At 70.7% G+C, this 22,101-nt stretch carries 21 protein-coding genes and 1 rRNA gene; 16 read left to right on the top strand and 6 right to left on the bottom strand.

Going from position 1 to position 22,101, the window contains the following annotated elements; genetic code table 11:
• The 9 genes from rrf to AB0M26_RS27375 all read left to right on the top strand — a co-directional run.
• A 5S ribosomal RNA gene (gene rrf / locus AB0M26_RS27415) occupies positions 1–85 on the top strand; the annotation flags it as partial.
• A 66-nt stretch (positions 86–151) separates the two neighbouring features.
• Positions 152–796 (top strand): HAD family hydrolase, encoded by a 645-nt coding sequence (locus AB0M26_RS27410; RefSeq protein ID WP_365265007.1) that lies wholly within the window; start codon positions 152–154, stop codon positions 794–796.
• Between the two features lie 230 nt (positions 797–1,026).
• Positions 1,027–2,280: an MFS transporter gene (locus AB0M26_RS27405; RefSeq protein WP_365265005.1), complete on the top strand. Its 1,254-nt coding sequence runs from the start codon at positions 1,027–1,029 to the stop codon at positions 2,278–2,280.
• The gene (locus tag AB0M26_RS27400; RefSeq protein WP_365265003.1) at positions 2,231–3,403 is read left to right on the top strand and encodes an acetoin utilization protein AcuC; all 1,173 of its coding nucleotides are present in this window, start codon (positions 2,231–2,233) and stop codon (positions 3,401–3,403) included. Before AB0M26_RS27405 ends, AB0M26_RS27400 begins: the two co-directional genes overlap by 50 nt.
• 485 nt (positions 3,404–3,888) lie before the next feature.
• A complete protein-coding gene (locus tag AB0M26_RS27395) occupies positions 3,889–4,704 on the top strand; it encodes a phosphatase (RefSeq protein WP_365265001.1) in 816 nt (271 codons plus the stop codon).
• A gap of 127 nt (positions 4,705–4,831) precedes the next feature.
• Positions 4,832–5,041 (top strand): helix-turn-helix domain-containing protein, encoded by a 210-nt coding sequence (locus tag AB0M26_RS27390; protein ID WP_351507891.1) that lies wholly within the window; start codon positions 4,832–4,834, stop codon positions 5,039–5,041.
• A gap of 111 nt (positions 5,042–5,152) precedes the next feature.
• Complete coding sequence (locus tag AB0M26_RS27385; protein ID WP_003948845.1) at positions 5,153–5,251, top strand: AURKAIP1/COX24 domain-containing protein; 99 nt, start codon at positions 5,153–5,155, stop codon at positions 5,249–5,251.
• A gap of 199 nt (positions 5,252–5,450) precedes the next feature.
• Complete coding sequence (locus tag AB0M26_RS27380; RefSeq protein WP_365264998.1) at positions 5,451–6,503, top strand: NAD-dependent epimerase/dehydratase family protein; 1,053 nt, start codon at positions 5,451–5,453, stop codon at positions 6,501–6,503.
• A 1-nt stretch (position 6,504) separates the two neighbouring features.
• Positions 6,505–7,563: a lysophospholipid acyltransferase family protein gene (locus tag AB0M26_RS27375; RefSeq protein ID WP_365264996.1), complete on the top strand. Its 1,059-nt coding sequence runs from the start codon at positions 6,505–6,507 to the stop codon at positions 7,561–7,563.
• A gap of 164 nt (positions 7,564–7,727) precedes the next feature.
• Here AB0M26_RS27375 and AB0M26_RS27370 read toward each other — a convergent pair whose 3' ends face one another.
• The 4 genes from AB0M26_RS27370 to AB0M26_RS27355 form a co-directional block, all read right to left on the bottom strand.
• Positions 7,728–8,924 (bottom strand): DUF5667 domain-containing protein, encoded by a 1,197-nt coding sequence (locus AB0M26_RS27370; protein WP_365264994.1) that lies wholly within the window; start codon positions 8,922–8,924, stop codon positions 7,728–7,730.
• 263 nt (positions 8,925–9,187) lie between these two features.
• Entirely contained in the window at positions 9,188–9,970 is a 783-nt protein-coding gene (locus tag AB0M26_RS27365) for an ECF subfamily RNA polymerase sigma factor, BldN family (RefSeq protein ID WP_365264992.1), read from the bottom strand.
• Positions 9,971–10,726: 756 nt separating this feature from the next.
• The gene (locus tag AB0M26_RS27360; protein ID WP_365264990.1) at positions 10,727–11,707 is read right to left on the bottom strand and encodes an HAD-IB family hydrolase; all 981 of its coding nucleotides are present in this window, start codon (positions 11,705–11,707) and stop codon (positions 10,727–10,729) included.
• Positions 11,708–11,925: 218 nt separating this feature from the next.
• Positions 11,926–12,207: a glutaredoxin family protein gene (locus AB0M26_RS27355; protein WP_365264988.1), complete on the bottom strand. Its 282-nt coding sequence runs from the start codon at positions 12,205–12,207 to the stop codon at positions 11,926–11,928.
• A gap of 334 nt (positions 12,208–12,541) precedes the next feature.
• On the opposite strand from AB0M26_RS27355, the gene AB0M26_RS27350 reads away from it, so the two are divergent.
• Genes AB0M26_RS27350 through hemB form a run of 5 tightly spaced genes read left to right on the top strand, consistent with a single transcriptional unit; the run spans position 12,542 to position 18,375 of the window.
• Positions 12,542–13,336 carry a redox-sensing transcriptional repressor Rex gene (locus tag AB0M26_RS27350; RefSeq protein WP_365264986.1) on the top strand — a complete coding sequence of 265 codons (795 nt, stop codon included), beginning with the start codon at positions 12,542–12,544 and terminating at the stop codon, positions 13,334–13,336.
• Positions 13,333–14,706 carry a glutamyl-tRNA reductase gene (locus tag AB0M26_RS27345; protein WP_365264984.1) on the top strand — a complete coding sequence of 458 codons (1,374 nt, stop codon included), beginning with the start codon at positions 13,333–13,335 and terminating at the stop codon, positions 14,704–14,706. The genes AB0M26_RS27350 and AB0M26_RS27345 overlap by 4 nt, the downstream gene beginning before the upstream one ends.
• Positions 14,703–15,713 carry a hydroxymethylbilane synthase gene (gene hemC / locus AB0M26_RS27340; protein WP_365264982.1) on the top strand — a complete coding sequence of 337 codons (1,011 nt, stop codon included), beginning with the start codon at positions 14,703–14,705 and terminating at the stop codon, positions 15,711–15,713. The genes AB0M26_RS27345 and hemC overlap by 4 nt, the downstream gene beginning before the upstream one ends.
• The gene (locus AB0M26_RS27335) at positions 15,710–17,377 is read left to right on the top strand and encodes a uroporphyrinogen-III synthase (RefSeq protein WP_365264980.1); all 1,668 of its coding nucleotides are present in this window, start codon (positions 15,710–15,712) and stop codon (positions 17,375–17,377) included. Before hemC ends, AB0M26_RS27335 begins: the two co-directional genes overlap by 4 nt.
• Complete coding sequence (gene hemB / locus AB0M26_RS27330) at positions 17,374–18,375, top strand: porphobilinogen synthase (RefSeq protein ID WP_365264978.1); 1,002 nt, start codon at positions 17,374–17,376, stop codon at positions 18,373–18,375. Before AB0M26_RS27335 ends, hemB begins: the two co-directional genes overlap by 4 nt.
• A gap of 129 nt (positions 18,376–18,504) precedes the next feature.
• Here the strand turns inward: hemB and thrS are convergent, their stop codons facing one another.
• Positions 18,505–20,157, bottom strand: a complete 1,653-nt coding sequence (gene thrS / locus AB0M26_RS27325; RefSeq protein ID WP_365264976.1) for a threonine--tRNA ligase — start codon at positions 20,155–20,157, stop codon at positions 18,505–18,507.
• On the opposite strand from thrS, the gene AB0M26_RS27320 reads away from it, so the two are divergent.
• Both AB0M26_RS27320 and AB0M26_RS27315 read left to right on the top strand, forming a co-directional pair.
• Positions 20,148–20,801, top strand: a complete 654-nt coding sequence (locus AB0M26_RS27320) for an ATP-dependent Clp protease proteolytic subunit (protein WP_365264974.1) — start codon at positions 20,148–20,150, stop codon at positions 20,799–20,801. The two genes, thrS and AB0M26_RS27320, sit on opposite strands and share 10 nt — an antisense overlap.
• A gap of 1 nt (position 20,802) precedes the next feature.
• Positions 20,803–21,408: an ATP-dependent Clp protease proteolytic subunit gene (locus AB0M26_RS27315; protein WP_365264972.1), complete on the top strand. Its 606-nt coding sequence runs from the start codon at positions 20,803–20,805 to the stop codon at positions 21,406–21,408.
• Positions 21,409–21,440: 32 nt separating this feature from the next.
• Here AB0M26_RS27315 and AB0M26_RS27310 read toward each other — a convergent pair whose 3' ends face one another.
• Positions 21,441–21,971 (bottom strand): helix-turn-helix transcriptional regulator, encoded by a 531-nt coding sequence (locus AB0M26_RS27310; protein ID WP_365264970.1) that lies wholly within the window; start codon positions 21,969–21,971, stop codon positions 21,441–21,443.
• Positions 21,972–22,101 lie beyond the last annotated feature (130 nt).

Genomic DNA, 22,101 nt, shown 5'->3' with positions numbered 1-22,101 from the left:
TCACATTCCGAACCCGGAAGCTAAGCCTTACAGCGCCGATGGTACTGCAGGGGGGACCCTGTGGGAGAGTAGGACACCGCCGAACAAACATTGACCTCAACCCCCGGGCATCGCCCGGGGGTTGAGGCATTTCTGCGTCTAAGCTGCAGCCATGCGCTACGACCTGGTGATCTTCGACAACGACGGCGTCCTCGTCGACAGTGAGCCGATATCCAACACGATCCTCGCCACGTACCTCACTGAATTGGGCCACCCCACCACGTACGAGGACTCCATACGCGACTACATGGGTTCGGCCATGCACCGGATCCACGAACTCGTCCTGGAGCGCCACGGAAAGCGACTCCCGGAGGACTTCGACGATGTCTTCCATACACGCGTCTTCGACGCGTTCCGACGCGAACTGCGGCCGGTCGCCGGCGTGGACGAGGTGCTGGACAAGCTGGCCGGCGGGGACGTGTCGTACTGCGTCGCCTCTTCCGGGAGTCATGAGCGGATTCGGGTCGCCCTGGGCAAGACCGGCCTTTACGACCGGTTCGGCGAGGGCCGCATTTTCAGCGCGCAGGACGTCGGCCGGGGAAAGCCCGCCCCCGACCTCTTCCTCCATGCCGCCGCCTCCATGGGGGTGGCGCCCGATCGGTGCGCGGTCGTCGAGGACAGCCCGCTCGGGATCCGGGCGGCTTGTGCGGCCGGTATGGACGTGTACGGCTTCACCGCCATGACCCCGGCGATCGCACTCGCCTCCGCCACCGCATGCTTCGCCGACATGACGGGTCTTCTGCCGCTCCTCGGCTGAGCCGTTCACGCCTCGGCCCGAGACGCCCCGCCCGTGCTTGAGCCGTCCAGTCGTGGCCGATCCCCGCCTGAGCCGTCCAGTCGCCGGCCGACGTCCCCCGCCTGAGCCGTTCCGGTTTCTCGACCGAGACGCCGGCTTCCCGGTCGGGCGTCGGCGCCGAGTCGTCCCGGCCCGATTCGTCCCTGACAGCGTCTACCCAGCGGTAGCAGCCGGTCGTACGCTCCACGGCCATGGACGCAAAGCTGCGGCACGGCCGGGCCTCGCTGACGATCAGCTTCTTCGTACAGGGGGCCTGCTTCGCGCTGCTCGTGACGCGGATCCCGGCGCTCCAGGACCGCTATCGGCTCAGCGACGCCTACCTGCCGGTCTTCCTCGCGGCGGTACCGGTCCTCGCCGGCGTCGGCAGCGTCCTGACCGAGCACCTGGTCAGGCGGGTGCGTCCGGGCACGGTCCTCCGGTGGATCCAGCCCGTCGTCTGCCTCGCCCTTCTCGCCGCAGGCGCCGGGACCGAACTGTGGCAGCTCGCCACTGCCCTCGGCGTGTTCGGGCTCGCCGTCGGGGGCCTGGACGCGTCCATGAACATGCTCGGCGTCAGCCTGCAGCGGGCGTACGGGCGCAGCATCATGCTCGGCTTCCACGCCGCGTACAGCCTCGGGGGGATCCTCGGTGCCTCGCTCGCCTGGGGCGGCGCGCACTGGAAGCTGTCGCTGGCAGTGCTGTACGGGCCGGTGGTGGCGGTGCTCGTCCCCGTCGTGCTCGTCGCGAGCCGCTGGTACGTCGACCAGGCCCGCCCGGGCGTCATCGCTCCGGCCCCGCCACCGGTTTCGCACACGGGCGGCGGCCGCAGGACCGCGGCCGCCGGAGCCGGGCTCTCGATGAAGCTGCTGCTGCCGCTGTGCCTGGTCATGACCTGCGCGTACATCGGCGACTCGACCGTGGCGAACTGGAGCGCGAAATACCTCCAGGACGTGCTCGGCAGTTCCGAGCAGCTGGCCACAGTCCCGTACAACGTCTACATGGTGACGACGCTCCTCGGGCGGTCCGTGGGGGACCGGGGAGTCCGCCGGTTCGGGGCTGTGACCGTCGTACGGGCGGGGACGGTGACCGCGGCTACCGGGTTCGTCGCCGTCGCGCTGGCGCCCGGCGCCTGGTGGGGGATGGTGGGTTTCACCCTGCTGGGCTTCGGCCTGTCGGTGATCGTCCCGCAGACCTTCGCCGCCGCGGGCCGTCTCTTCCCCGACGCGTCCGACGCCGCCGTAGCGCGCCTCAATATCTTCAACTACGTGGGCTTCCTCGTCGGATCGCCCCTCGTCGGTGGACTGGGGGATGTATGGGGCTACCGGGGCGCCATGCTCGTACCGATGGCGCTGGTGCTGGTGACACTCGTGTACGCCCGATCGTTCGGCGCTGAACCAACCCGATACGGTGGCGAGCATGAGCGGCCGTGCACAGCTGATGTGGGACGAGGCAGTAACGGGCTATGACTTCGGGCCCGGACACCCCATGGATCCGGTGCGGCTGGCACTGACCATGCGCCTGGTGGAGGCGTTCGGGCTGGATCGGGCGGTGGACGTGGTGGCCGCCAAGTCGGCCGGGGTGTCCACGCTGCGTCTGGTCCACCGGTCCGACTACATCGAGGCCGTTCGGCGGGTGTCGGCCGATCCGAAGACCGCGGACGGCTCGTACGGGCTCGGCACCGAGGACGATCCCGCGTTCGCCGGGATGCATGAGGCGTCGGCTCTGATCGCCGGGCAGTCGGTGGGCGCCGCGGAGGCGGTGTGGCGGGGGGAGGCGCCGCACGCCGTGAACTTCGCGGGCGGGCTGCACCACGCCATGCCGGGCAGTGCCGCCGGCTTCTGCATCTACAACGACGCCGCACTGGCCATTGCCCGGCTGCTGGAGCTGGGCGTGGAACGGGTCGCGTACCTGGACGTCGACGTGCACCACGGCGATGGCGTGCAGGCCGCCTTCTGGGATGACCCGCGGGTGCTGACGGTGTCGGTGCACGAGCATCCGCGGACGCTGTTCCCGCAGACCGGGTGGCCCGAGGAGACGGGTGGCCCGGGCGCGGAGGGCAGCGCCGTGAATGTGGCGCTCCCGGCCGGTACGGGCGACGAGGGCTGGCTGCGCGCGTTCCACGCGGTGGTGCCGGAGTTGCTGGCCGCTTTCCGGCCGCAGGTGCTGGTGACGCAGCACGGAGCCGATACGCACTTCGAGGATCCGCTCGCGCATCTCGCGGTAAGCCTGGACGCCCAGCGGGCGATGGCCGAGTCGGTCCACGGGCTGGCCCATGAGTACGCGGAGGGGCGCTGGGTGGCCCTGGGGGGCGGCGGCTACGCGATCGCCGATGTGGTGCCGCGATCGTGGACGCATCTCGTGGGGATCGCGGCGGAGCGGCCGGTGGAACCGGAGTCGCTCGTACCGGAGGACTGGCGCCATCAGGTCTACGCCAGCACGCGGCAGATGGGGCCGGGGCGGATGACGGACGGGCGCCGGCCGGTGTGGCGGGACTGGGAGGACTCGGGGTACGACCCGGCGGACCGGCTGGACCAGGCGATCCGCGCGACGCGGATGGCGGTCTTCCCGGCGCATGGGCTGATGCCGTAGCGCTGCTCGTACGGCGGTGATGGCCTCGCGCCGCACGGGTCGCGATGCTCTTACGTTTCGCGGGGCAGCAAGTGTCGCTGTGCCGCAGTGCTGTACGTGTCGCTGTGCCGCACCTGTCGCTGTGCCGCGGTGCTGTACGTGTCGCGGGGCAGCAAGTGTCGCTGTGCCGCAGTGCTGTACGTGTCGCTGTGCCGCACGCGTTGCCGTGGCGTACGTGTCGCTGTGCCGCACGCGTTGCCGTGGCGTACGTGTCCCCAGTGCCGCGTACGTCGTATGGGCGTCGTGCTCTTAGTAGCGTTCGAGCAGTGTCTCGGAACGCCCGCCGCGGCCACACACTTTCGTGCGCTCAGGGCGGTACATCGCGCCAACTCCCCGCCGCTTTCCGGCCGTACGGCGGTCCACTCGGCGACGCAGAATTACGCCGACCGTGGGTCGTACCGTCGATCCCGGGCCCGTGGGCCGGGCCATGGGCGAGCATCGGGGGCGTGCTGAGTGCTGGAGCGTTACGTGCGCACCTGGTGGCGGCGCGGCTGGCGGGGACGGTGACCACCTCCCGCGAGGAGAGCCTGCGCAGCTACCGGCTCTTCGCCGCGGGGGATCCAAGGGTGCTGCTCGGCCTCGAGCCCGAACGGTCATGGGACGAGTCGGATCTGCTGCGGTTGATGGCCGATCGCTGTGGTGTTTCCAACGATCCTCGACATGTATCGGGGCCGGATGTGATCGATCCCGACCGTACGATGGCCGCGCTCGATGCTTTCGCCGAACGGCTCGGCGCCGTTGCGGCCGCCCGCGCCCCCGTCCTCCTCGGAACCGGCCACCCCCACCGGCTCCTGGCTTTCTACGCTTCCTTGGCTGCTGCGCTGTCGGCGGCAGGATGTCCTGTTCTCACACCAGCGCATGGTCGATGTGTCGACATAACGACCCGGTTCGGCGTACGCACGTACCGCCTCGACTACGTACGGGGCGTCGCGTTCGTACGCGAGCCGGGCACGAGCCGTGACGCCGCCGACGGGGGTGCTCACACCCACTCCCCGCTCCCGGTCAGGGCCGCTCTGTCCGCCGCGGCCGATGCCTGCACGCCTCTCCCCGCGCTGGTCGTCGGGGACCACGGATGGGTCTGCGGGGCTGGTCAGCTGGGAATCGAGACCATCGGGCTGGCGGATACGGACGATCCCGCGCCGTTCGTCGGCGAGGCGGAAGGCCTGGTGTCGGTGACCGTTCCACTCGATGACGCCGTGCCTTCACGCCACTACCGTCCGCTCACACGCTATGTACTCAATCGAGCCTGTCTGTCACGGTAGGCGTTGGATGGCTGCTCCTCTTCCCCACTTGCATCACACGCCCCTACTCTGGGGAAGAGCGCACAGGGACGAGAAGTCACCGGAGGGGAAGCCGGTGCCCGTCATGTGCGGAAGGTTCAGGTGTGTCATGGCTGCTGGCGAGAGGCCTCTGAACGAGGTTCAGTTCTTGACTGTGGCGGAGGTTGCCACGGTGATGCGCGTGTCCAAGATGACCGTGTACCGCTTGGTGCACAGTGGTCATCTGCCTGCTATCAGGGTGGGGAGGTCCTTCCGGGTTCCGGAGCAGGCGGTCCACGACTATCTCCGCGAGTCCTACGTGGGGGTGGAGACCGCCTGACGACGACCCTCGGATTACGATCCTCTCTCTGTGCCGGGTAGGCTGAGCCGCCGTAGGTAGTGTGGGCTCGGACGCCCCGCACCGAGTGACTCGAAGTGAGCGAGGGTAGTCGTGGGCTCTGTTATCAAGAAGCGGCGTAAGCGGATGGCGAAGAAGAAGCACCGCAAGCTGCTCAAGCGCACCCGCGTTCAGCGTCGCAACAAGAAGTGAGCGACGGCTGAAGGTGACACGACGCCCTCCCACCCATTCGCCGGTGGGAGGGCTTCGTCGTCTTCCGGTGTCCCGCGTCCGGCTGGAAATGTAGCTCTATGCATCCTCGGGTCACCACAGTGCAACATCCACTCGATACGGTGACCGCGGAAGCAACAGACCCGAACGCCGTCGAAGTGCGGGAAGGAAGGCGCTGATCTTGGGCAGAGTCGTGCTCGTCACCGGTGTCGCGCGACAGCTCGGGGGCCGATTCGTACGGCGTATCCAGCGCGAACCGGACGTCGACCGGGTCATCGGGGTCGACGCCGTACGCCCCGAGCACCGGCTCGGCGGGGCTGTGTTCGTCCAGGCCGACATCCGGCAGCCGACGATCGCGAAGGTCCTCGCGGAGCACTCGGTGGACACCGTGGTTCACATGGACGTCACCGGCACTCCGCTCGGCACCCGCGGCAGCCGGAGCACCATCAAGGAAACCAATGTCATCGGCACCATGCAGGTCCTCGGTGCGTGCCAGAAGGCGCCTTCCGTTTCGCGTCTCGTGGTGAAGTCGACCACCAGCGTGTACGGCTCCGCGCCGCGCGATCCGGCCGTCTTCACCGAGACGACGCCGCCCAAGTCGCTGCCCAGCGGCGGCTTCGCCAAGGACGCGGTGGAAGTGGAGGGCTACGTCCGGGGCTTTGCGCGCCGGCGGCCCGATGTGGCCGTCTGCGTCCTGCGCTTCGCCAACATCCTCGGTCCCCGCGCGGACACACCGCTCGCCGACTACTTCTCCCTGCCGGTCCTGCCCACCGTCTTCGGCTACGACCCGCGGCTGCAGTTCGTCCACGAGGATGACGTCATGGAGGTGCTGCGGCTCGCCTCCTTCGAACCCCGTCGCGGCACGCTCAACAGTGGCACGTTCAACATCGCGGGTGACGGCGTGCTGCTCCTCTCGCAGGCCGCCAGACGGCTCGGCCGCCCCACCGTGCCCGTGCTGCTGCCGGCCGTCACCTGGTTCGGACAGGCCCTGCGTTCGGTCGGCATGACCGACTTCTCGCCCGAGCAGATCCGGCTGCTCACCCACGGCAGGGTGGTGCAGACGACGCAGATGCGCGAGACCCTGGGCTTCCACCCCCGCTGCACAACGGCGGAGACCTTCGCGGACTTCGCGCGCAGCCGCGGACCGGGACTCCTCCCGCCCGAGACCCTCGCCCGTACCGTCGACCGGCTCGCGGACCTCGTCTCCGCGGCCCCCAGTGAGGAGCGCACCTGACATGGCCGATGCCAAGGTCATCCCCTTCGGCGAGGAACCGAGGTCGCGTCGCGGCGGCAAGGCGGGCAAGCCCAAGTCCAAGGTGAACGGGCGCAGGGCGGGCCAGCTCTCTCCCGTACCCGAGCAACAGGTCACGGGGGGCGAGGAGGAGGCGCAGACCGGAGCGGGCGCCCAGGGCGGGGAAGGGCCCGGGGAGGCTGCCGAGGGGCGGCGAGGGGGCGGCGGGCTGGACCGGAAGCTGGCGCAGGGGCTTGCGTTCCTGCGGCGCCGGGTGACCGGGGACTACGAGGTCGACGACTTCGGCTACGACGAGGAGCTGACCGATCAGGTCCTCATGTCCCTGCTGCGCCCGCTCTACGACAAGTACTTCCGGGTGGACGTGAAGGGCGTCGAGAACATCCCGGACACCGGCGGTGCGTTGATCGTCGCCAACCACTCGGGGACACTGCCCATGGACGGGCTGATGCTCCAGGTCGCGGTGCACGACAACCACCCGGCGGGACGCCATCTGCGGCTGCTCGCGGCCGACCTGGTCTTCATGCTGCCGGTCGTCAATGAGCTGGCGCGCAAGGCTGGTCACACCCTCGCGTGCGCCGAGGACGCGCAGCGACTGCTGGAGCGCGGCGAGGTGGTCGGGGTGATGCCGGAGGGCTTCAAGGGCATCGGGAAGCCGTTCTCGGAGCGGTACAAGCTGCAGCGCTTCGGGCGGGGCGGCTTCGTCTCCACGGCACTGCAGGCGCGGGTGCCGATCGTGCCGTGCTCGATCGTCGGGGCCGAGGAGATCTACCCGATGATCGGGAACGCGAAGACCCTCGCGCGCGTACTTGGCTTCCCGTACTTCCCGATCACCCCGACCTTCCCGTGGCTCGGACCGCTGGGCGCGCTACCGCTGCCGACGAAGTGGACGATTCAGTTCGGTGAGCCGATTCCGACCGACGGCTTTCCGCTGGAGGCGGCCGAGGATCCGATGCTGATGTTCAACCTCACGGACCAGGTGCGCGAAACGATTCAGCACACGCTGTACAAACTGCTGGTGCAGCGGCGGTCGGTGTTCTTCTGAGGGCGCGGCAGAGCGGCCCGGACCGTGAGAGGGCGGCAGGGCGGCCCGGACCGCGGCGGCACGGCGAAAGGCGCCCGGCCTCCTCACCGTGGATACGGGAGGAGGCCGGGCGCCGTTGTGCGACGAGCCGGTACACGGCCGCCTGTACGGGCCGTACGGACGGTCTACCTGTCGTCTCCGTCGATGCCCAGGCCCGGGAGCAGGCCGGGAAGCAGCGGCGGGAGCGTGATGTCCGGCCTCGCCGAACTGCCCGAACTGCCACCACTGCTGCCCGGCAGTGTCGACGCACTGCCCCTCGGCGGGTCGAGAAGATCGCCGGCGCCGCCGATCAACCGCTCGTCCAGGCGCTGCGATTCGCTGGGCCGCGGAGTGCTGCCTCCAGTCGCCCCTCGCCCGGCCGAAGAGCCCGACGAGGAGGGTGCCGAATCCCGTGAGGCCTTCGAGTCGCCCGGACCGGAGGAGTCCCCTGCCACGCCCCGGGAGGGGCCCGAGCTGCCGGGGGCGGCGGGCAGCAGCGACTTCAGCGGACCGACCTCTTCGTCTATGGCGTCGAAGACGGAGGTCACGCCGTCGCTCACATCGGTGAGTTGGACCGGAAGCCGGTCGCGCAACTCGCTCCACCCACGACGGTTGGACGTCGAGAACGACTCCAGCGCCTGGATGGGGGCGAGCGAGCCGTCGCGGGCATACGCGGCGGAGAGCAGACGGTGGCCCTCGGAGGCGTCATCACGCATGCCGGAGAGGGCCCGGCGGATCTCGCCGAGCGACTCCTGGTCCAAGTCTCCGGCGCGGCTGCGCTCCATGAGCCTGCGCGCCTCCTTCATCCGCGTGGACGCCTGGCCGAGGTAGAGCTCGCCACGGTCGGAGTCGTCGTCCGCCATGCCGCGCTTCAGGTCCTCCATGCCGCGCTTCAGCCCGTAGAGCGAGTCGCCGGGCAGAGCGTCGGAACTGGCCGCGGCCACACCGCTGAACGCCCCCGCCGCCACGCCGACCGTGAGCCCGCCCGCCGCCAGCCCCTGCGACCAGCGGGACCGCGGCCTGAGCTTGTTGAGCGACGCCGCCCGGTGGGCCCCCCTCCGCCGCTGCTCGGGCACGCGCGGACCGTCGGACCCCGCTTCTTCGGAGAGCATGGCTTCCATGGCGGCGACCAACTGGGCCCGCTGGACGGTCCTGACCTCTTCGTCCAACTCCGGCTTCGGGATCCGGGCGAGCCTCACCGCCACCGCCGACAGCCCGTCCTGCTCGTCCGCCGCAGCCGGAGCACAGGTCTGCTCGGGCGTCCGGTCCTGGGCGGCCTGCCGCTCATCCAGGGCCTGGGCGAAGGCGTTCGCCCGCCGGTGCGCCGATACATTCGCGATCACGGGCGGCACCTCCTCTCGTCATCACCTGCAACTCCCTGGCACGTATGGAAGGTTGCACACCTTGAGCGCAACCACTCTTTCGAGTGACGCAATCTGGACAGCATGCGACCACAAGGAGCCTGCACCCCGGACAACGAGCGGTGATGCAGCCGGGTTACGCAGTCACGATGATCCGACCGCTGGGTCATCTGGGGGTCACCGTATGTGTCGGCATCTGTGGCTGCGTGTTCTGCGTGTGGGCTCCGGTCGCCGTGCTTCCCGGTTCAGCGGGCGTCATCCGGCAGGAGCCGGGCCAGCGTGCGGACCGCCCGGTACTGGAGCGTCTTGATGGCGCCCTCGTTCTTGCCCATGACCCGGGCCGTCTCGGCGACCGACAGGCCCTGAAGGAAGCGGAGTGTGACGCACTCCTGCTGCTGAGGGTTGAGCTTGCGGACGGCCTCCAGCAGCGCGGCGTTGGAGAGCGACTCGAGGACGGAGTCCTCCGGGCTGCGCTCGACCTCGTTGGCGTCCAGCATCTCGCCAGTCGTGACCTCGAGGCGGAACCGGCTGGACTTGAAGTGATCGGCGACCAGATTGCGGGCGATCGTCACGAGCCATGCACCGAAGTCACGGCCCTGCCAGGTGAACGTCCCGATGCGGCGGAGGGCGCGCAGGAACGTCTCACTTGTGAGGTCTTCCGCCGTCGCCTTGCCGCCGACGCGGTAGTAGATGTAGCGGTACACCGTGTCGGCGTACTGGTCGTAGAGGCGCCCGAACGCTTCGGCCTCGCCCGCCTGGGCGCGCTCGACCAGGTCCATCATCCGGCGGCTGTCGCTGTCGGCGGCCGGGCGTCGGGTGGTGGTGGCGCCGCTCGCGGCGCGCGAACGTCTGCTGACCGCCGCGGTGTTCTCGGCCAGGGCGTAGGCGGGGCCGGCAGGGCCGGCAGGGACAGGCGCGGCAAAGGCGGGGACGGCGTACGCGGTGGGGACGATGCCGCGCATGTGGTCGGCGACCGTCGCGCGGAGCGTAGCCAGGCCCGAGGCGTCAACCCCGACGTGTGGGTACACGGGACTCCCAGAGGCAGAGCTTCCATCACGTGCAGTGCGGGACCGTTCACCCGTCGTAGGGACGTGTGGGTACCGGTTTGCGTCTGAGGAGAATAACGCTTCGTACAGGCTGTGCTACGCCGAGTTGCTCAAATCGCCGGGTCGGAACGCTCTGTTACGAATTAGCGACCGATAGAATATCGAACATTCGATAGATAATGATCGGAATTTTGCTCGATCCGCCCGAGTGGCGCCCAAGTCATGGCAGCCCGGCGACATCAGGACTGGCAGGAGGTTCATCGGGGTATGTGGCTCGGATTGGCCATGACCCAACCGCGTTGTCCGTTCCGGTGCGGCACGTCTCCCATGACGCGGCCAGGAACGATCCGGTTCCCGCGCGTTTCGCGCACCACGCGGGCGCGCGTGTTGCACCGCTCGCGGATTTCGGTGAGGGAGTCGGGCCGTTGCGTTGCGAGGGAACGGCGCGTCACGCGGACGGAGGGGCGACCGCTGCGCCGTCGCGGACCGTGAAGTGGCCTGGGTCACAGGGCGATTTGTGTGTTGGCTACGCGCCCTGCATCGCTCCCGGGTCCAGATCGTGTCTTCGCATCGGCTCGGATCGGCTCGGATCGGCCCGCGGCGTCCGCTGTTGGGGCCCTTCCACGGCTACCGCTGGGACCCCCCACCCGGCGGTTGCCGGCGCGAGGTACCTCCTGCGCGAAGTTCCGGGGGGAGCCGTGCGGTTGCCGTGGTCCGAGGCGATCCGCAGGACACGGCCTAGCGGCGGCGGCGCTGCAGTGCGACCGCGGCCGCGGCTCCGCCCGCCAGCGCGCCCACCCCGGCCGCCGCCGGGATGCCGACCTTTGCCGCCTTGCGGCCCGTGCGGTAGTCGCGCAGCCGCCAGCCGTGCTCGCGCGCGTGCTTGCGCAGCCTGCTGTCCGGATTGATCGCGTAGGGATGGCCGACGATCGACAGCATCGGGATGTCGTTCGCCGAGTCGCTGTACGCCGCGCAGCGGGACAGGGTCAGGCTCTCCGCAGCCGCCAGCGCCCGTACGGCTTCGGCCTTCGCCGGGCCGTGGAGGATCTCGCCGACCAGCCGGCCGGTGTAGATGCCGTTGACGGACTCGGCGACCGTGCCGAGCGCGCCGGTCAGCCCGAGGCGGCGGGCGATGATCGTCGCCGTCTCCACCGGGGCCGCGGTGACGAGCCAGACCTTCTGGCCCGCGTCGAGGTGAGCCTGGGCCAGGGCACGGGTGCCCGGCCAGATGCGCTCGGCCATGTACTCGTCGTAGATGTCCTCGCCCATCTCCATGAGTTCGGAGACGCGGTGACCCTTCACGATGGACAGCGCGCTGTTGCGGGCGTCCTCCATGTGGGCCGGGTCCTCAACTCCCGCCATCCGGAACCATGCCTGCTGCCAGGCGAACCGGACGAGTTCGCGCTTGCGGAAGAACTTGCGCTTGTGCAGGCCGCGGCCGAAGTGGAAGAGCGCGGCACCCTGCATGACGGTGTTGTCGAGGTCGAAGAAGGCGGCGGCGCAGGAGTCCCCGGCGACGGGGAACTCCGGCTCGGCCGGCTCTTCGCCGGTCTCCATCTCGATCTCTTGCGAGGTCTTGCGGGCCGCCTCGGCGGCCGCCTCGCCGGCCAGCACGCTGCGTGCGGTCGCGGGGCGCCTGCGGCGCGTGAGCCATCCCCATCCGAGGTGCACTGCGGAGGGACGCCAACCGGAACGGTGGTCGGGCGACGGGAGGGACATGACGTGAGCATAGCCAGCCCGACCGGTCAATCCGGAGTCGGGAGGATTCGGACGCGTGAACTTCCCCCTACAGATGTGTTACCGCGCTCCGGTGGCCACGCTCGTCCGCGAATCCAAGCGCCCGGAGTCGTCAACCCACCGCCAAGGGCCTCCCCTTGTCGCGCGTCGCCGCCTCCGCGCGCCGCCCACCTGCAGGTTGGCGCCAGGGCCGCAGGGGTTCAGCCTCCGCCCAGCGCCTTGCGCAGGCGGTCCGGGTCCACGCGCCAGAAGTCGTGCTGTGCGCCGTCGACCAGGACGACCGGAATCTGCTCCCAGTAGAGGCGGTGCAACTCGGCGTCCTGAGAGATGTCTCTCTCTTCCCAGGAGGCGCCCAGCTCGTCGCAGACCGTGACGATCACCTCCCGCGCCTCGTCGCACAAGTGGCAGCCGGGCTTGCCGATCAGCGTGACGGTGCTGTCGGCGGGGTTCTTGGGGGGCTTGCGGCGCAGCAGCGGGCTCATGGCTCCGGACTCGGGTGGTGGGCGCTCCGCGGCCGTGTGGGCGCGGGGTGCCGGGCGGGGGCGGAAAAAGGGTCGTGACGAGCGGGGGCGTTTCGGCGGGATCGGGGGCACAGTCGTAGGGAGAAGTGTGCGCGTGGTCCCTGCCGGCGCTCAACGGGTCCGTCCCGCGGGTGGTTCCGCGATCATGTCGTCGAACCGCGTGACCCCGGTCACTTTGACCGGACAAAGCGGACACCATCTTTGTGCACGCGTTCACAAAGACATAGCCTGCTGTCAACGGGGCGGTCGTGGGACGTGTGACCGCCTGCAGCCCCGCTCTACCCGCAGGAGCACCGTGGCAACTGGCCGAACACACCGACCGGCGACCCGTAGCCGAGGGATTCCCGAGGCCACCGTCGCCAGGCTTCCGCTGTATCTGCGAGCGCTGACCGCGCTCTCGGAGCGCTCGGTCCCCACGGTCTCCTCCGAAGAGCTCGCCACGGCGGCCGGGGTGAACTCCGCCAAGCTGCGGAAGGACTTCTCGTACCTGGGCTCGTACGGGACGCGCGGTGTCGGCTACGACGTCGAGTACCTCGTCTACCAGATCTCCCGCGAGCTCGGCCTGACCCAGGACTGGCCGGTCGTGATCGTCGGTATCGGCAACCTCGGCGCCGCGCTCGCCAACTACGGCGGCTTCGCCTCCCGCGGTTTCCGGGTCGCCGCGCTGATCGACGCCGACCCCGCCATGACGGGCAAGCCCGTGGCCGGTCTGCCCGTACGGCACACCGACGACCTGGAAGCGATCATCAACGACAACGGCGTCTCCATCGGGGTCATCGCCACCCCGGCCGGCGCCGCCCAGCAGGTCTGCGAGCGGCTGGTCGCCGCCGGTGTCACCTCGATCCTCAACTTTGCGCCCACCGTGCTGTCCGTCCCCGACGGCGTCGATGTGCGCAAGGTCGACCTCTCCATCGAGCTGCAGATCCTCGCCTTCCACGAGCAGCGGAAGGCGGGCGAGGACGGCGCCGATCTGCCCGAGGCCGCCGGGGCGGTCGCGCCGCCGGCCGTGCGCGCGGGTGCCGACGGAGGCAGGGTCGACCGCGGCAGGAAGGGACCGGAGGGGGACGTCCCCGCCGTGATGCCCGCATGAGTCTTCTGGTCGTCGGCCTGAGCCACCGCAGCGCGCCGGTGAGCGTGCTCGAGCGGGCCTCGCTCGCAGCCGAGGCGCAGGGCAAGCTGCTGCAGGACGCGGTCGCCGCGGAGCCCGCGGCCGAGGGCGTCGTGCTCGCCACCTGCAACCGCATCGAGCTGTACGCCGATGTCGACAAGTTCCACGCGGGTGTCGCCGAGTTGTCGACGCTGCTGTCCGTGCACAGCGGTATCGGTCTCGAGGAGCTGACCCCGTACCTCTACGTGCACTACGAGGACCGGGCCGTCCACCATCTGTTCTCGGTGGCCTGCGGTCTGGATTCGATGGTCGTCGGTGAGGGCCAGATCCTCGGCCAGATCAAGGACGCGCTGGCGCTCGGCCAGGAGCAGCACAGCACGGGCCGCCTGCTCAACGACCTGTTCCAGCAGGCGCTGCGGGTCGGCAAGCGGGCCCACAGCGAGACCGGTATCGACCGGGCCGGGCAGTCGCTCGTCACGTTCGGTCTGGAGCAGCTCGCCGACGGCACGGCCGTCGAGGCGTGGGCCCGGGGCAAGCGCGCCCTCGTCATCGGCGCGGGTTCGATGTCGTCGCTGACGGCGACGACGCTGGCGCGCGCCGGTATCACCGAACTGGTGATCGCCAACAGGACCGAGGACCGGGCGGAGCGCCTGGCCGCCGCCCTCGTCGAGCAGAGTGCCCGCGGAGTCGCCGGCTCCGCGGTCTTCACGGCCCGTGCCGTCCCCATGGACACTGTCGCCGCCGAACTCGCCGCGGCCGACCTCCTCGTCTCGTGTACGGGTGCCACCGGCCTCGTACTGACGGGCGCCGCCCTGCAGACCGCCCTCGCCGGGCGTCCCGGGCACCGCCTCGACGTGCTCGACCTGGCCATGCCCCGTGACGTCGACGCGGCGGCCCACCGCATAGACGGCGTGCGCCTCGTCGACATAGAAACCCTCGCGGAGGCGTCCGCCGACGCCCCCATGGCGGCCGATGTCGACCGGGTCCGGGCGATCGTGTCCGAGGAGGTCGGCGCCTTCGGCGCGGCTCAGCGTGCGGCCCACATCACCCCCACGGTCGTGGCCCTGCGCACCATGGCGGCGGACGTCGTCGAGAGCGAGGTCTCCCGGCTCAACGGACGCCTGCCCGGCCTGGGCGACAAGGAGCGCGCCGAGATCACGCAGACGCTGCGCCGCGTGGTCGACAAGCTTCTCCACGCGCCCACGGTGCGGGTCAAGGAACTGGCGGGCGAGCCCGGCGGTGCCGGATACGCGGACGCCCTGCGGGAGTTGTTCGACCTCGACCCGCAGGCCGTCGCCGCCGTCAGCCGTGCCGACACCAGCGATCCGAACCGGGGAGGGCGGGCCACATGAGCGTCAGCCGTCCCGCCTCCGGCACCTCCGCTCTCCGGCCGCTGCGGCTCGGGACCCGCCGCAGCAAGCTGGCCATGGCCCAGTCCGGGCGCATAGCCGACGCCGTACGCGATGTGACCGGCCGCCCGGTCGAGCTGGTGGAGATCACCACCTACGGAGACACCTCCCGCGCGTCCCTCGCGCAGATCGGCGGCAGCGGAGTCTTCGTCACCGCGCTGCGCGACGCCCTGCTGCGCGGCGAGGTCGACTTCGCCGTGCACTCGCTGAAGGACCTGCCGACCACGCAGCCCGCCGAACTGGTGATCGCCGCGGTACCCCCTCGCGAGGACCCCCGTGACGCCCTGGTGGGCCGCGACGGTCTCGGCTTCGCGGAACTGGCGGCCTCCGCCCGCGAGGCATCCCGGCCCGCCCGTATCGGCACCGGTTCGCCGCGCAGGACGGCGCTGCTGAACGCCTGGGCTCGCAGTCTCGGTCTCGACATCGAGACCGTCCCGATCCGCGGCAATGTCGACACCCGGATCGGCTACGTACGTTCCGGGGAGCTCGACGGCGTCGTTCTGGCCGCCGCGGGGCTGACCCGGATCGGCCGCGTCGACGAGGTCACCGAGATGCTGCCCGTCGACACCGTGCTGCCGGCCCCCGGCCAGGGAGCGCTGGCGGTCGAATGTGCTGCGTCTGGCACGGATCTCGCAGCCCGGCTCGCCGAACTCGACGACCCGCTCACGCGGGCCGCCGTGACGGCCGAGCGATCCCTGCTCGCCGCCCTGGAGGCCGGTTGCAGTGCACCTGTCGGTGCTCTGGCCGACCTTCTGGCCGACGGGCAGGCTGTCACCGAAATGCGCCTGCGCGGCGTCGTCGGCACCACCGACGGCACGACGCTGGTGCAGCTGTCCACCACCGGTCCCGTACCCGCGTCTCATGACGACGCCCTCGCCCTCGGCAGCGAACTCGCCGCCGAGATGCTGGCCAAGGGTGCGGCCGGTCTGATGGGGGAGCGCGCACTTTGAGCCCCACCGCCGCACAACTTGCACGAGCACCACACGCTGCTCTCGGTCACGTCACCTTCCTCGGTGCCGGACCCGGAGATCCGGGACTGCTGACGCTGCGCGCCGTGGAGGCGCTGGCCCACGCGGACGTCCTGGTGGCCGACCCGCAGGTGCTCGACGTGGTGAGCCGGCATGCGAGGACGGGCGCGGACATTCCGCAGCCGGAGCAGGACGAGGCTTCCGCCGGGGCAGCCTCAACAGCCGCCCCCGCCCTGCGAGATGCGGCCAATCTTGTCATGGGGGCCGCGCGCGCCGGCAAGCGGGTCGTCCGCGCGGTCGCCGGCGACCCCGGCCTGGACGCCGACACGGGTGCGGAGATGCTGGCCTGCGCCGGTGAGGGCATCCCGTTCGAGGTGGTCCCGGGTGTGGCGACGGCCGTCGGCGTGCCCGCGTACGCCGGTGTGCCGCTGCGGTCCGCCGAGGGTGCGGACGTCCGTTTCGTCGACGCGCGCACGGCGTCCGAGCGCTGCTGGAGCGAGACCGGGGCCAGCGACGCGACGGTCGTCGTCTCCACCGCACTGGACGCTGTCGCCGCGGCAGCCGGTGAACTGGTCGCCGCCGGGCGCAAGCCCGACACCCCGATGACCGTCACCGTCGCGGGAACGACCACCCGGCAGCGGACGTGGTCGGCCACGCTCGGCACCATCGCGCAGGTCCTCAAGGCGGCGAAGGCTCTGCCGTCCCCGTCCGGCAATCAGCCGGTGATAGTCGTGGTCGGCGAGCACAGCGCCGCGGCCCAGCGCGACCAGCTCGCCTGGTTCGAGTCCAAGCCGCTCTTCGGCTGGAAGGTCCTCGTCCCGCGGACGAAGGAGCAGGCGGCCTCGCTCTCCGACCAGCTCCGGTCCTACGGCGCCGTGCCGCACGAGGTCCCCACCATCGCCGTGGAACCGCCGCGCACGCCGCAGCAGATGGAGCGCGCCGTCAAGGGCCTGGTGACGGGCCGCTACGAGTGGATCGCCTTCACTTCGGTCAACGCGGTCAAGGCCGTACGGGAGAAGTTCGAGGAATACGGGCTCGACGCCCGTGCCTTCGCCGGGATCAAGGTCGCGGCGGTCGGCGAGCAGACCGCCAAGGCGTTGGTCGACTTCGGAGTTAAGCCGGATCTGGTGCCCAGCGGCGAGCAGTCCGCGGCCGGGCTGCTGGAGGACTGGCCGCCGTACGACCCGGTCTTCGACCCCATCGATCGTGTCTTTCTTCCGCGCGCCGACATCGCGACCGAGACACTGGTCGCCGGGCTGATCGAGCTGGGCTGGGAGGTGGACGACGTGACCGCGTACCGGACCGTGCGCGCCTCGCCGCCGCCGGCCGAGACCCGCGAGGCGATCAAGGGCGGCGGGTTCGACGCCGTGCTGTTCACCTCGTCCAGCACCGTGCGGAATCTGGTGGGCATCGCCGGCAAGCCGCACAACGTCACCGTCATCGCCTGCATCGGCCCCGCGACGGCCAAGACCGCGGAGGAGCACGGCCTGCGGGTCGACGTCCTCTCGCCTGAGCCGTCGGTGCACAAGCTGGCCGAGGCACTCGCGGAGTTCGGCGCGCAGCGCCGGGCGGCAGCGGTCGAGGCAGGTGAACATGTCACCCGGCCGAGCGAGCGCCGTCCGGGTTCGCGCAGGAGGCGCAGTTGAGCGTTTACGGAAACTTCCCCGGCGCGCGGCCGCGGCGACTCCGGACGACCCCCGCCATGCGGCGGATGGTCGCCGAGACGCGGCTTCACCCGGCCGAGCTGATCCTTCCCGCCTTCGTGCGGGAGGGCATCTCCGAGCCGGTGCCGATCTCCACCATGCCGGGCGTCGTCCAGCACACCCGCAACACCCTGCGGAAGGCGGCTGCTGAGGCGGTGCAGTCAGGCGTGGGCGGGATGATGCTGTTCGGCGTCCCGGAGGAGTCGAAGAAGGACGCCATCGGTTCGCCGGGCACCGACCCGAACGGCATCCTCCAACTCGCCCTGCAGGACGTACGGTCCGAGGTCGGGGACGACCTGGTCGTCATGTCCGACCTGTGCCTGGACGAGCACACCGACCACGGCCACTGCGGTGTGCTGGACCCCGAGGGCCGGGTGGACAACGACGCGACGCTGGAGCGGTACGCGGAGATGGCCCGTGTCCAGGCGGACGCGGGCGCCCATGTGGTGGGCCCCAGCGGCATGATGGACGGTCAGGTGCGCGTCATCCGCGAGGCGCTGGACGGCATCGACCGTCAGGATGTCGCGATCCTCGCCTACACGGCCAAGTACGCGTCGGCGTTCTACGGGCCGTTCCGCGAGGCCGTGGCCTCCTCGCTCAGGGGCGACCGCAAGACCTACCAGCAGGACCCGGCCAACGCCCGTGAGGCGCTGCGTGAGCTGGCGCTCGACCTGGCCGAGGGCGCGGACATGGTGATGGTCAAGCCCGCGCTGCCCCACCTCGACATCGTGCGCCGTATCGCGGACGAGGTGGACGTGCCGGTGGCCGCGTACCAGATCTCAGGCGAGTACGCGATGGTCGAGGCCGCGGCGGCCAACGGCTGGCTGGAGCGCGACCGCGTGATCATGGAGACCCTGACGGGCATCCGGCGCGCGGGCGCGGGACTGATCCTGACGTACTGGGCGACGGAGGTCGCACAGCGGCTCCAGCGCGGGGAGTGACCACCCTTTGCGCGTCCGGCCGGCACAGCTCCTGCCGGGGCACACCGGAATGATGCACACCGCAGCGCGGTGGGCCTGCGGCCACGGCGATGCGTTGCGCTCGCCGTGGCCCGGGAGCGGCCCGGCCGGCTACGCGCCCTGCTCGCCGTCCCACAGCGCTGTGCTGTGGGATCCCACCAGGCCCCCGATACGGGCGAGCGCATCCCCGGCGGGCAGCGGCTCCGGCCGGCGGCCGTCGCGCAGCCGCAGCGCCACCCGCCCGTCGGCGGCCTCCTCGGGGCCGATCACGGCCTGGTACGGCACGAGGCGCGCCTGACGGATGCGTGCGCCCAGGCTGCCTCGCTCCGCGCCGGCCACCTCGGCCCGCAGATCGCGTTCCGCGCAGCTCCGGGCGAACGCCCCGGCGCGTTCCGCCTCCGCGTCGGAGACCGGCAGGACCACGATCTGCACGGGGGCCAGCCAGGCCGGGAACGCCCCGCCGTGGGCCTCGATGAGATGCGCGACAGCCCGCTCCACACTGCCGATGATGCTGCGGTGGACCATCACGGGCCGGTGCTTGGCGCCGTCCGCCCCGATGTAGTGCAGATCGAACTGCTCGGGCTGGTGGAAGTCGATCTGCACGGTCGACAGGGTGGACTCCCGTCCCGCGCTGTCGGTGACCTGGATGTCGACCTTCGGCCCGTAGAACGCGGCCTCGCCCTCGGCCGCCTCGTAACTCAGCCCCGAGCGGTCGAGGACCTCGGTCAGCAGGGCGGTGGCCCGCTTCCACATCCCGGGCGCCGCGACGTACTTCCCGCCGGGCCCGGGTAGGGAGAGCCGGTAGCGGGACGGGACGATGCCCAGTGCCTCGTACGCTCTGCCGATCATCTCCAGGGCCGCTCGCGCCTCGTCGGTGACCTGATCCGGGGTGCAGAAGATGTGCGCGTCGTTGAGTTGGATCGACCGTACGCGGGCCAGCCCGCCGAGCACGCCGGACAGCTCGGACCGGAACATCCCGCCCAACTCGGCCATGCGCAGGGGGAGTTCACGGTAGCTGTGGGAACGGGAGCGGTAGATCAGCGCATGATGCGGGCACAGGCTGGGCCGCAGGACGACCTGCTCTCCGCCCACGTCCATCGGCGGGAACATGTCGTCGCTGTAGTGCGACCAGTGGCCCGAGATCTCGTACAGCTCGCGTTTGCCCAGCACCGGCGAGTAGACGTGGCGATAACCCGCGCGCCTCTCCGCGGTGCGGATGTACTCCTCCAGCGCATGCCGTACGGCGCCGCCGTCGGGCAGCCAGTACGGCAGACCCGCGCCGATCAGAGGGTCGGTGTCGAACAGGTCGAGCTCACGGCCGATCCTGCGGTGGTCGTGCATCGCGGTCTCCTCGCGGACGTCGGGCGAGGGGCGAGTACCCGCACGGCGAAGCCCCGGGCCACTCGCCCCGGGGCTTCGGATCAGGACATCGGTCAGCGCGCCGGGACGGTCTCCGGCGTCGTCGTCATCGCGGCACGCTGCATACGACCGACCGTAGCAGGGGCCGGAAGCGGGCCGCTCGGCCTTTTTCCACGAGCGGCGAACGGGCTCCGGCGACGACCGGCAGCGGCCGCGAGATCCTCCGCCGGATGTCCGCCACCGCCTCGGGCCTGCGCCAACTGCCCAAGGCCGGACCCCTACGCCCGCAGCGAATCTGCTGCGGGCCAAGATCCCTGACGTATCCGCTCGGACGCGCCGACAGTGGAGCCACCGGCGCGGCAGCAGCCGCGTCCCGCCCTCTTCGAGGAGGACCGATGGCTCCACTGAGCACCGGCCGTGACCCGGCCCTCGCCCCGCGCGCCGCCGACGGCGACACGCTTCCCACACGCTTCGACGACGATCTGGCCGCCCAGCTCCTCAACCAGCGGATCGTTTTTCTCGGCACCCAGGTCGACGAGGTCTCCGCGAACCGCGTATGCGCCCAGCTCCTCCTGCTCTCGGCCGAGGACGCACGCACCGACATCAGCCTCGTCATCAACAGCCCAGGCGGCTCGGTGACTGCGGGCCTGGCGATCCACGACACGATGCGGCTCGTCCCCAACGCTGTCTCCACCCTCGTCATGGGATTCGCCGCCAGCATGGGCCAGTTCCTGCTCACCGTCGGTTCCAGGGGAAAGCGCTACGCCCTCCCGAACGCGCGGATCATGATGCACCAGCCCTCCGCCGGCATCGGCGGGACCACTGCCGACATCGCCATCCAGGCCGAGAACCTCGAATTCACCAAGAAGGCCATCGAGCGCATCACCGCAGAGCACACGGGCCAGACGCCCGAGACCATCGCCCGCGACGGCGACCGCGACCGGTGGTTCACCGCTCAGCAGGCCAAGGAGTACGGGATGGTCGATCGCGTCGTGGAGTCGCTGGCCGACGTCCGACCGGCCGGATCGCAGCGACGGATGGGGATCTGACATGGGCCAGTACACGATTCCGACGGTCGTCGAGCGCACCGCGCTGGGCGAGCGCGCGTACGACATCTACAGCCGGCTGCTGTCCGAGCGCATCGTCTTCCTCGGTACGGAGATCGACGACGGCGTGGCCAATGTCGTCATCGCCCAGCTCCTGCACCTGGAGTCGTCGAATCCCGAACGCGAGATCTCGGTCTACATCAACTCGCCCGGCGGCTCGTTCACTTCGCTCATGGCCATCTACGACACGATGACCTTCGTCACCTCGCCCGTCTCGACCTTCTGCGTCGGCCAGGCGGCCTCGACCGCGGCCGTCCTCCTCGCCGGAGGGGACCCGGGGCGGCGCATGATCCTGGAGCACGCGCGGGTGCTGCTCGGGCAGCCCGCAAGCGGCGGCCGTCAGGGAACGGTCTCCGACCTCAGCCTCCAGGCGAAGGAGATGGTCCGGATCCGCTCCCAGGTGGAGGAGGTGCTGGCCCGTCACACCCGCCACGATGTGGCCACGCTGCGCGCGGACATGGACCGCGACAAGGTGTTCACCGCGCAGGAGGCCGTGGCGTACGGGCTCGCCGACGAGATGCTGTCCCGCCGCCTGAGCCCGGTGGCCTGACCCGCCGGTTCCGGCGCCGGCCCGCGCGGGCGTCAGGCGGCGAGCCGTACGTCGCCCTGGCGCGCGGCTGCCCGCAGCGGGGTACGGGAGATCAGCGGGCGGGCGTGCGCGGGCGTCGGCAGCGCGGTCCCGCGGGCACCCGTCAGGCGGATGATCTCGTGGTGGCCCAGGGCCAGGAGGTCGGCGAGCCCGAGACCGAGCGCGGCAGCGGCGGCGGCCAGCACCTCGGACGACGCCTCCTTCAGGCCGCGTTCGACCTCGGAGAGATACGGCATGGAGATCCGCGCCGCGTCGGCCACGTCCTTCAACGTCCGCTTCTGGGCGAGCCGTTCGCGGCGCAGGATCTCGCCGATGACGTCCCGCCACAGCGGCTCCTTCGCCGGTGCGGTGGGGGCGGCGGGGGCGGCGTGAGCGGCGGGGGCCTGAGCGGTCGGCCCCCCGCGACCGGCCGCCGGCTCTCCCGTGGGGGGAGGGGCGGGTGTGGTCGGCGCCCCGGCCGTGGCGGGTGCCGCGACCGGGCGCAGGGGGGTGACGCGGGCTTGGTTCGGCGCGTGGCTGCTCACCCACTCAGGGTAGGAGCGCCGCGTCCGATGAGGCGAGATCGGGGATTCCGCCGTCGGCGAAGTCTCGCGAGGGGGGGCCGGTTCGGCGGTGGGGGACCCGTCAGCCGGTGGCGGTACCCGTCAGCCGGTG

The sequence above is a fragment of the Streptomyces sp. NPDC051776 genome (assembly GCF_040681345.1).
Lineage (GTDB): Bacteria > Actinomycetota > Actinomycetes > Streptomycetales > Streptomycetaceae > Streptomyces.
This window is presented reverse-complemented; position numbering and strand designations above follow the sequence as displayed.

What these genes read in the sequence shown, in the direction of transcription:
- AB0M26_RS27400 (WP_365265003.1), top strand. Translation starts at nt 2,231, where the DNA reads ATGAGCGGCCGTGCACAGCTGATGTGGGACGAGGCAGTAACGGGCTAT.
- AB0M26_RS27360 (WP_365264990.1), bottom strand. Translation starts at nt 11,707, where the DNA reads ATGTCCCTCCCGTCGCCCGACCACCGTTCCGGTTGGCGTCCCTCCGCA.
- hemC (WP_365264982.1), top strand. Translation starts at nt 14,703, where the DNA reads ATGAGCGTCAGCCGTCCCGCCTCCGGCACCTCCGCTCTCCGGCCGCTG.
- AB0M26_RS27315 (WP_365264972.1), top strand. Translation starts at nt 20,803, where the DNA reads ATGGGCCAGTACACGATTCCGACGGTCGTCGAGCGCACCGCGCTGGGC.
- AB0M26_RS27375 (WP_365264996.1), top strand. Translation starts at nt 6,505, where the DNA reads ATGGCCGATGCCAAGGTCATCCCCTTCGGCGAGGAACCGAGGTCGCGT.
- AB0M26_RS27410 (WP_365265007.1), top strand. Translation starts at nt 152, where the DNA reads ATGCGCTACGACCTGGTGATCTTCGACAACGACGGCGTCCTCGTCGAC.
- AB0M26_RS27405 (WP_365265005.1), top strand. Translation starts at nt 1,027, where the DNA reads ATGGACGCAAAGCTGCGGCACGGCCGGGCCTCGCTGACGATCAGCTTC.
- AB0M26_RS27390 (WP_351507891.1), top strand. Translation starts at nt 4,832, where the DNA reads ATGGCTGCTGGCGAGAGGCCTCTGAACGAGGTTCAGTTCTTGACTGTG.
- AB0M26_RS27320 (WP_365264974.1), top strand. Translation starts at nt 20,148, where the DNA reads ATGGCTCCACTGAGCACCGGCCGTGACCCGGCCCTCGCCCCGCGCGCC.
- AB0M26_RS27345 (WP_365264984.1), top strand. Translation starts at nt 13,333, where the DNA reads ATGAGTCTTCTGGTCGTCGGCCTGAGCCACCGCAGCGCGCCGGTGAGC.
- AB0M26_RS27355 (WP_365264988.1), bottom strand. Translation starts at nt 12,207, where the DNA reads ATGAGCCCGCTGCTGCGCCGCAAGCCCCCCAAGAACCCCGCCGACAGC.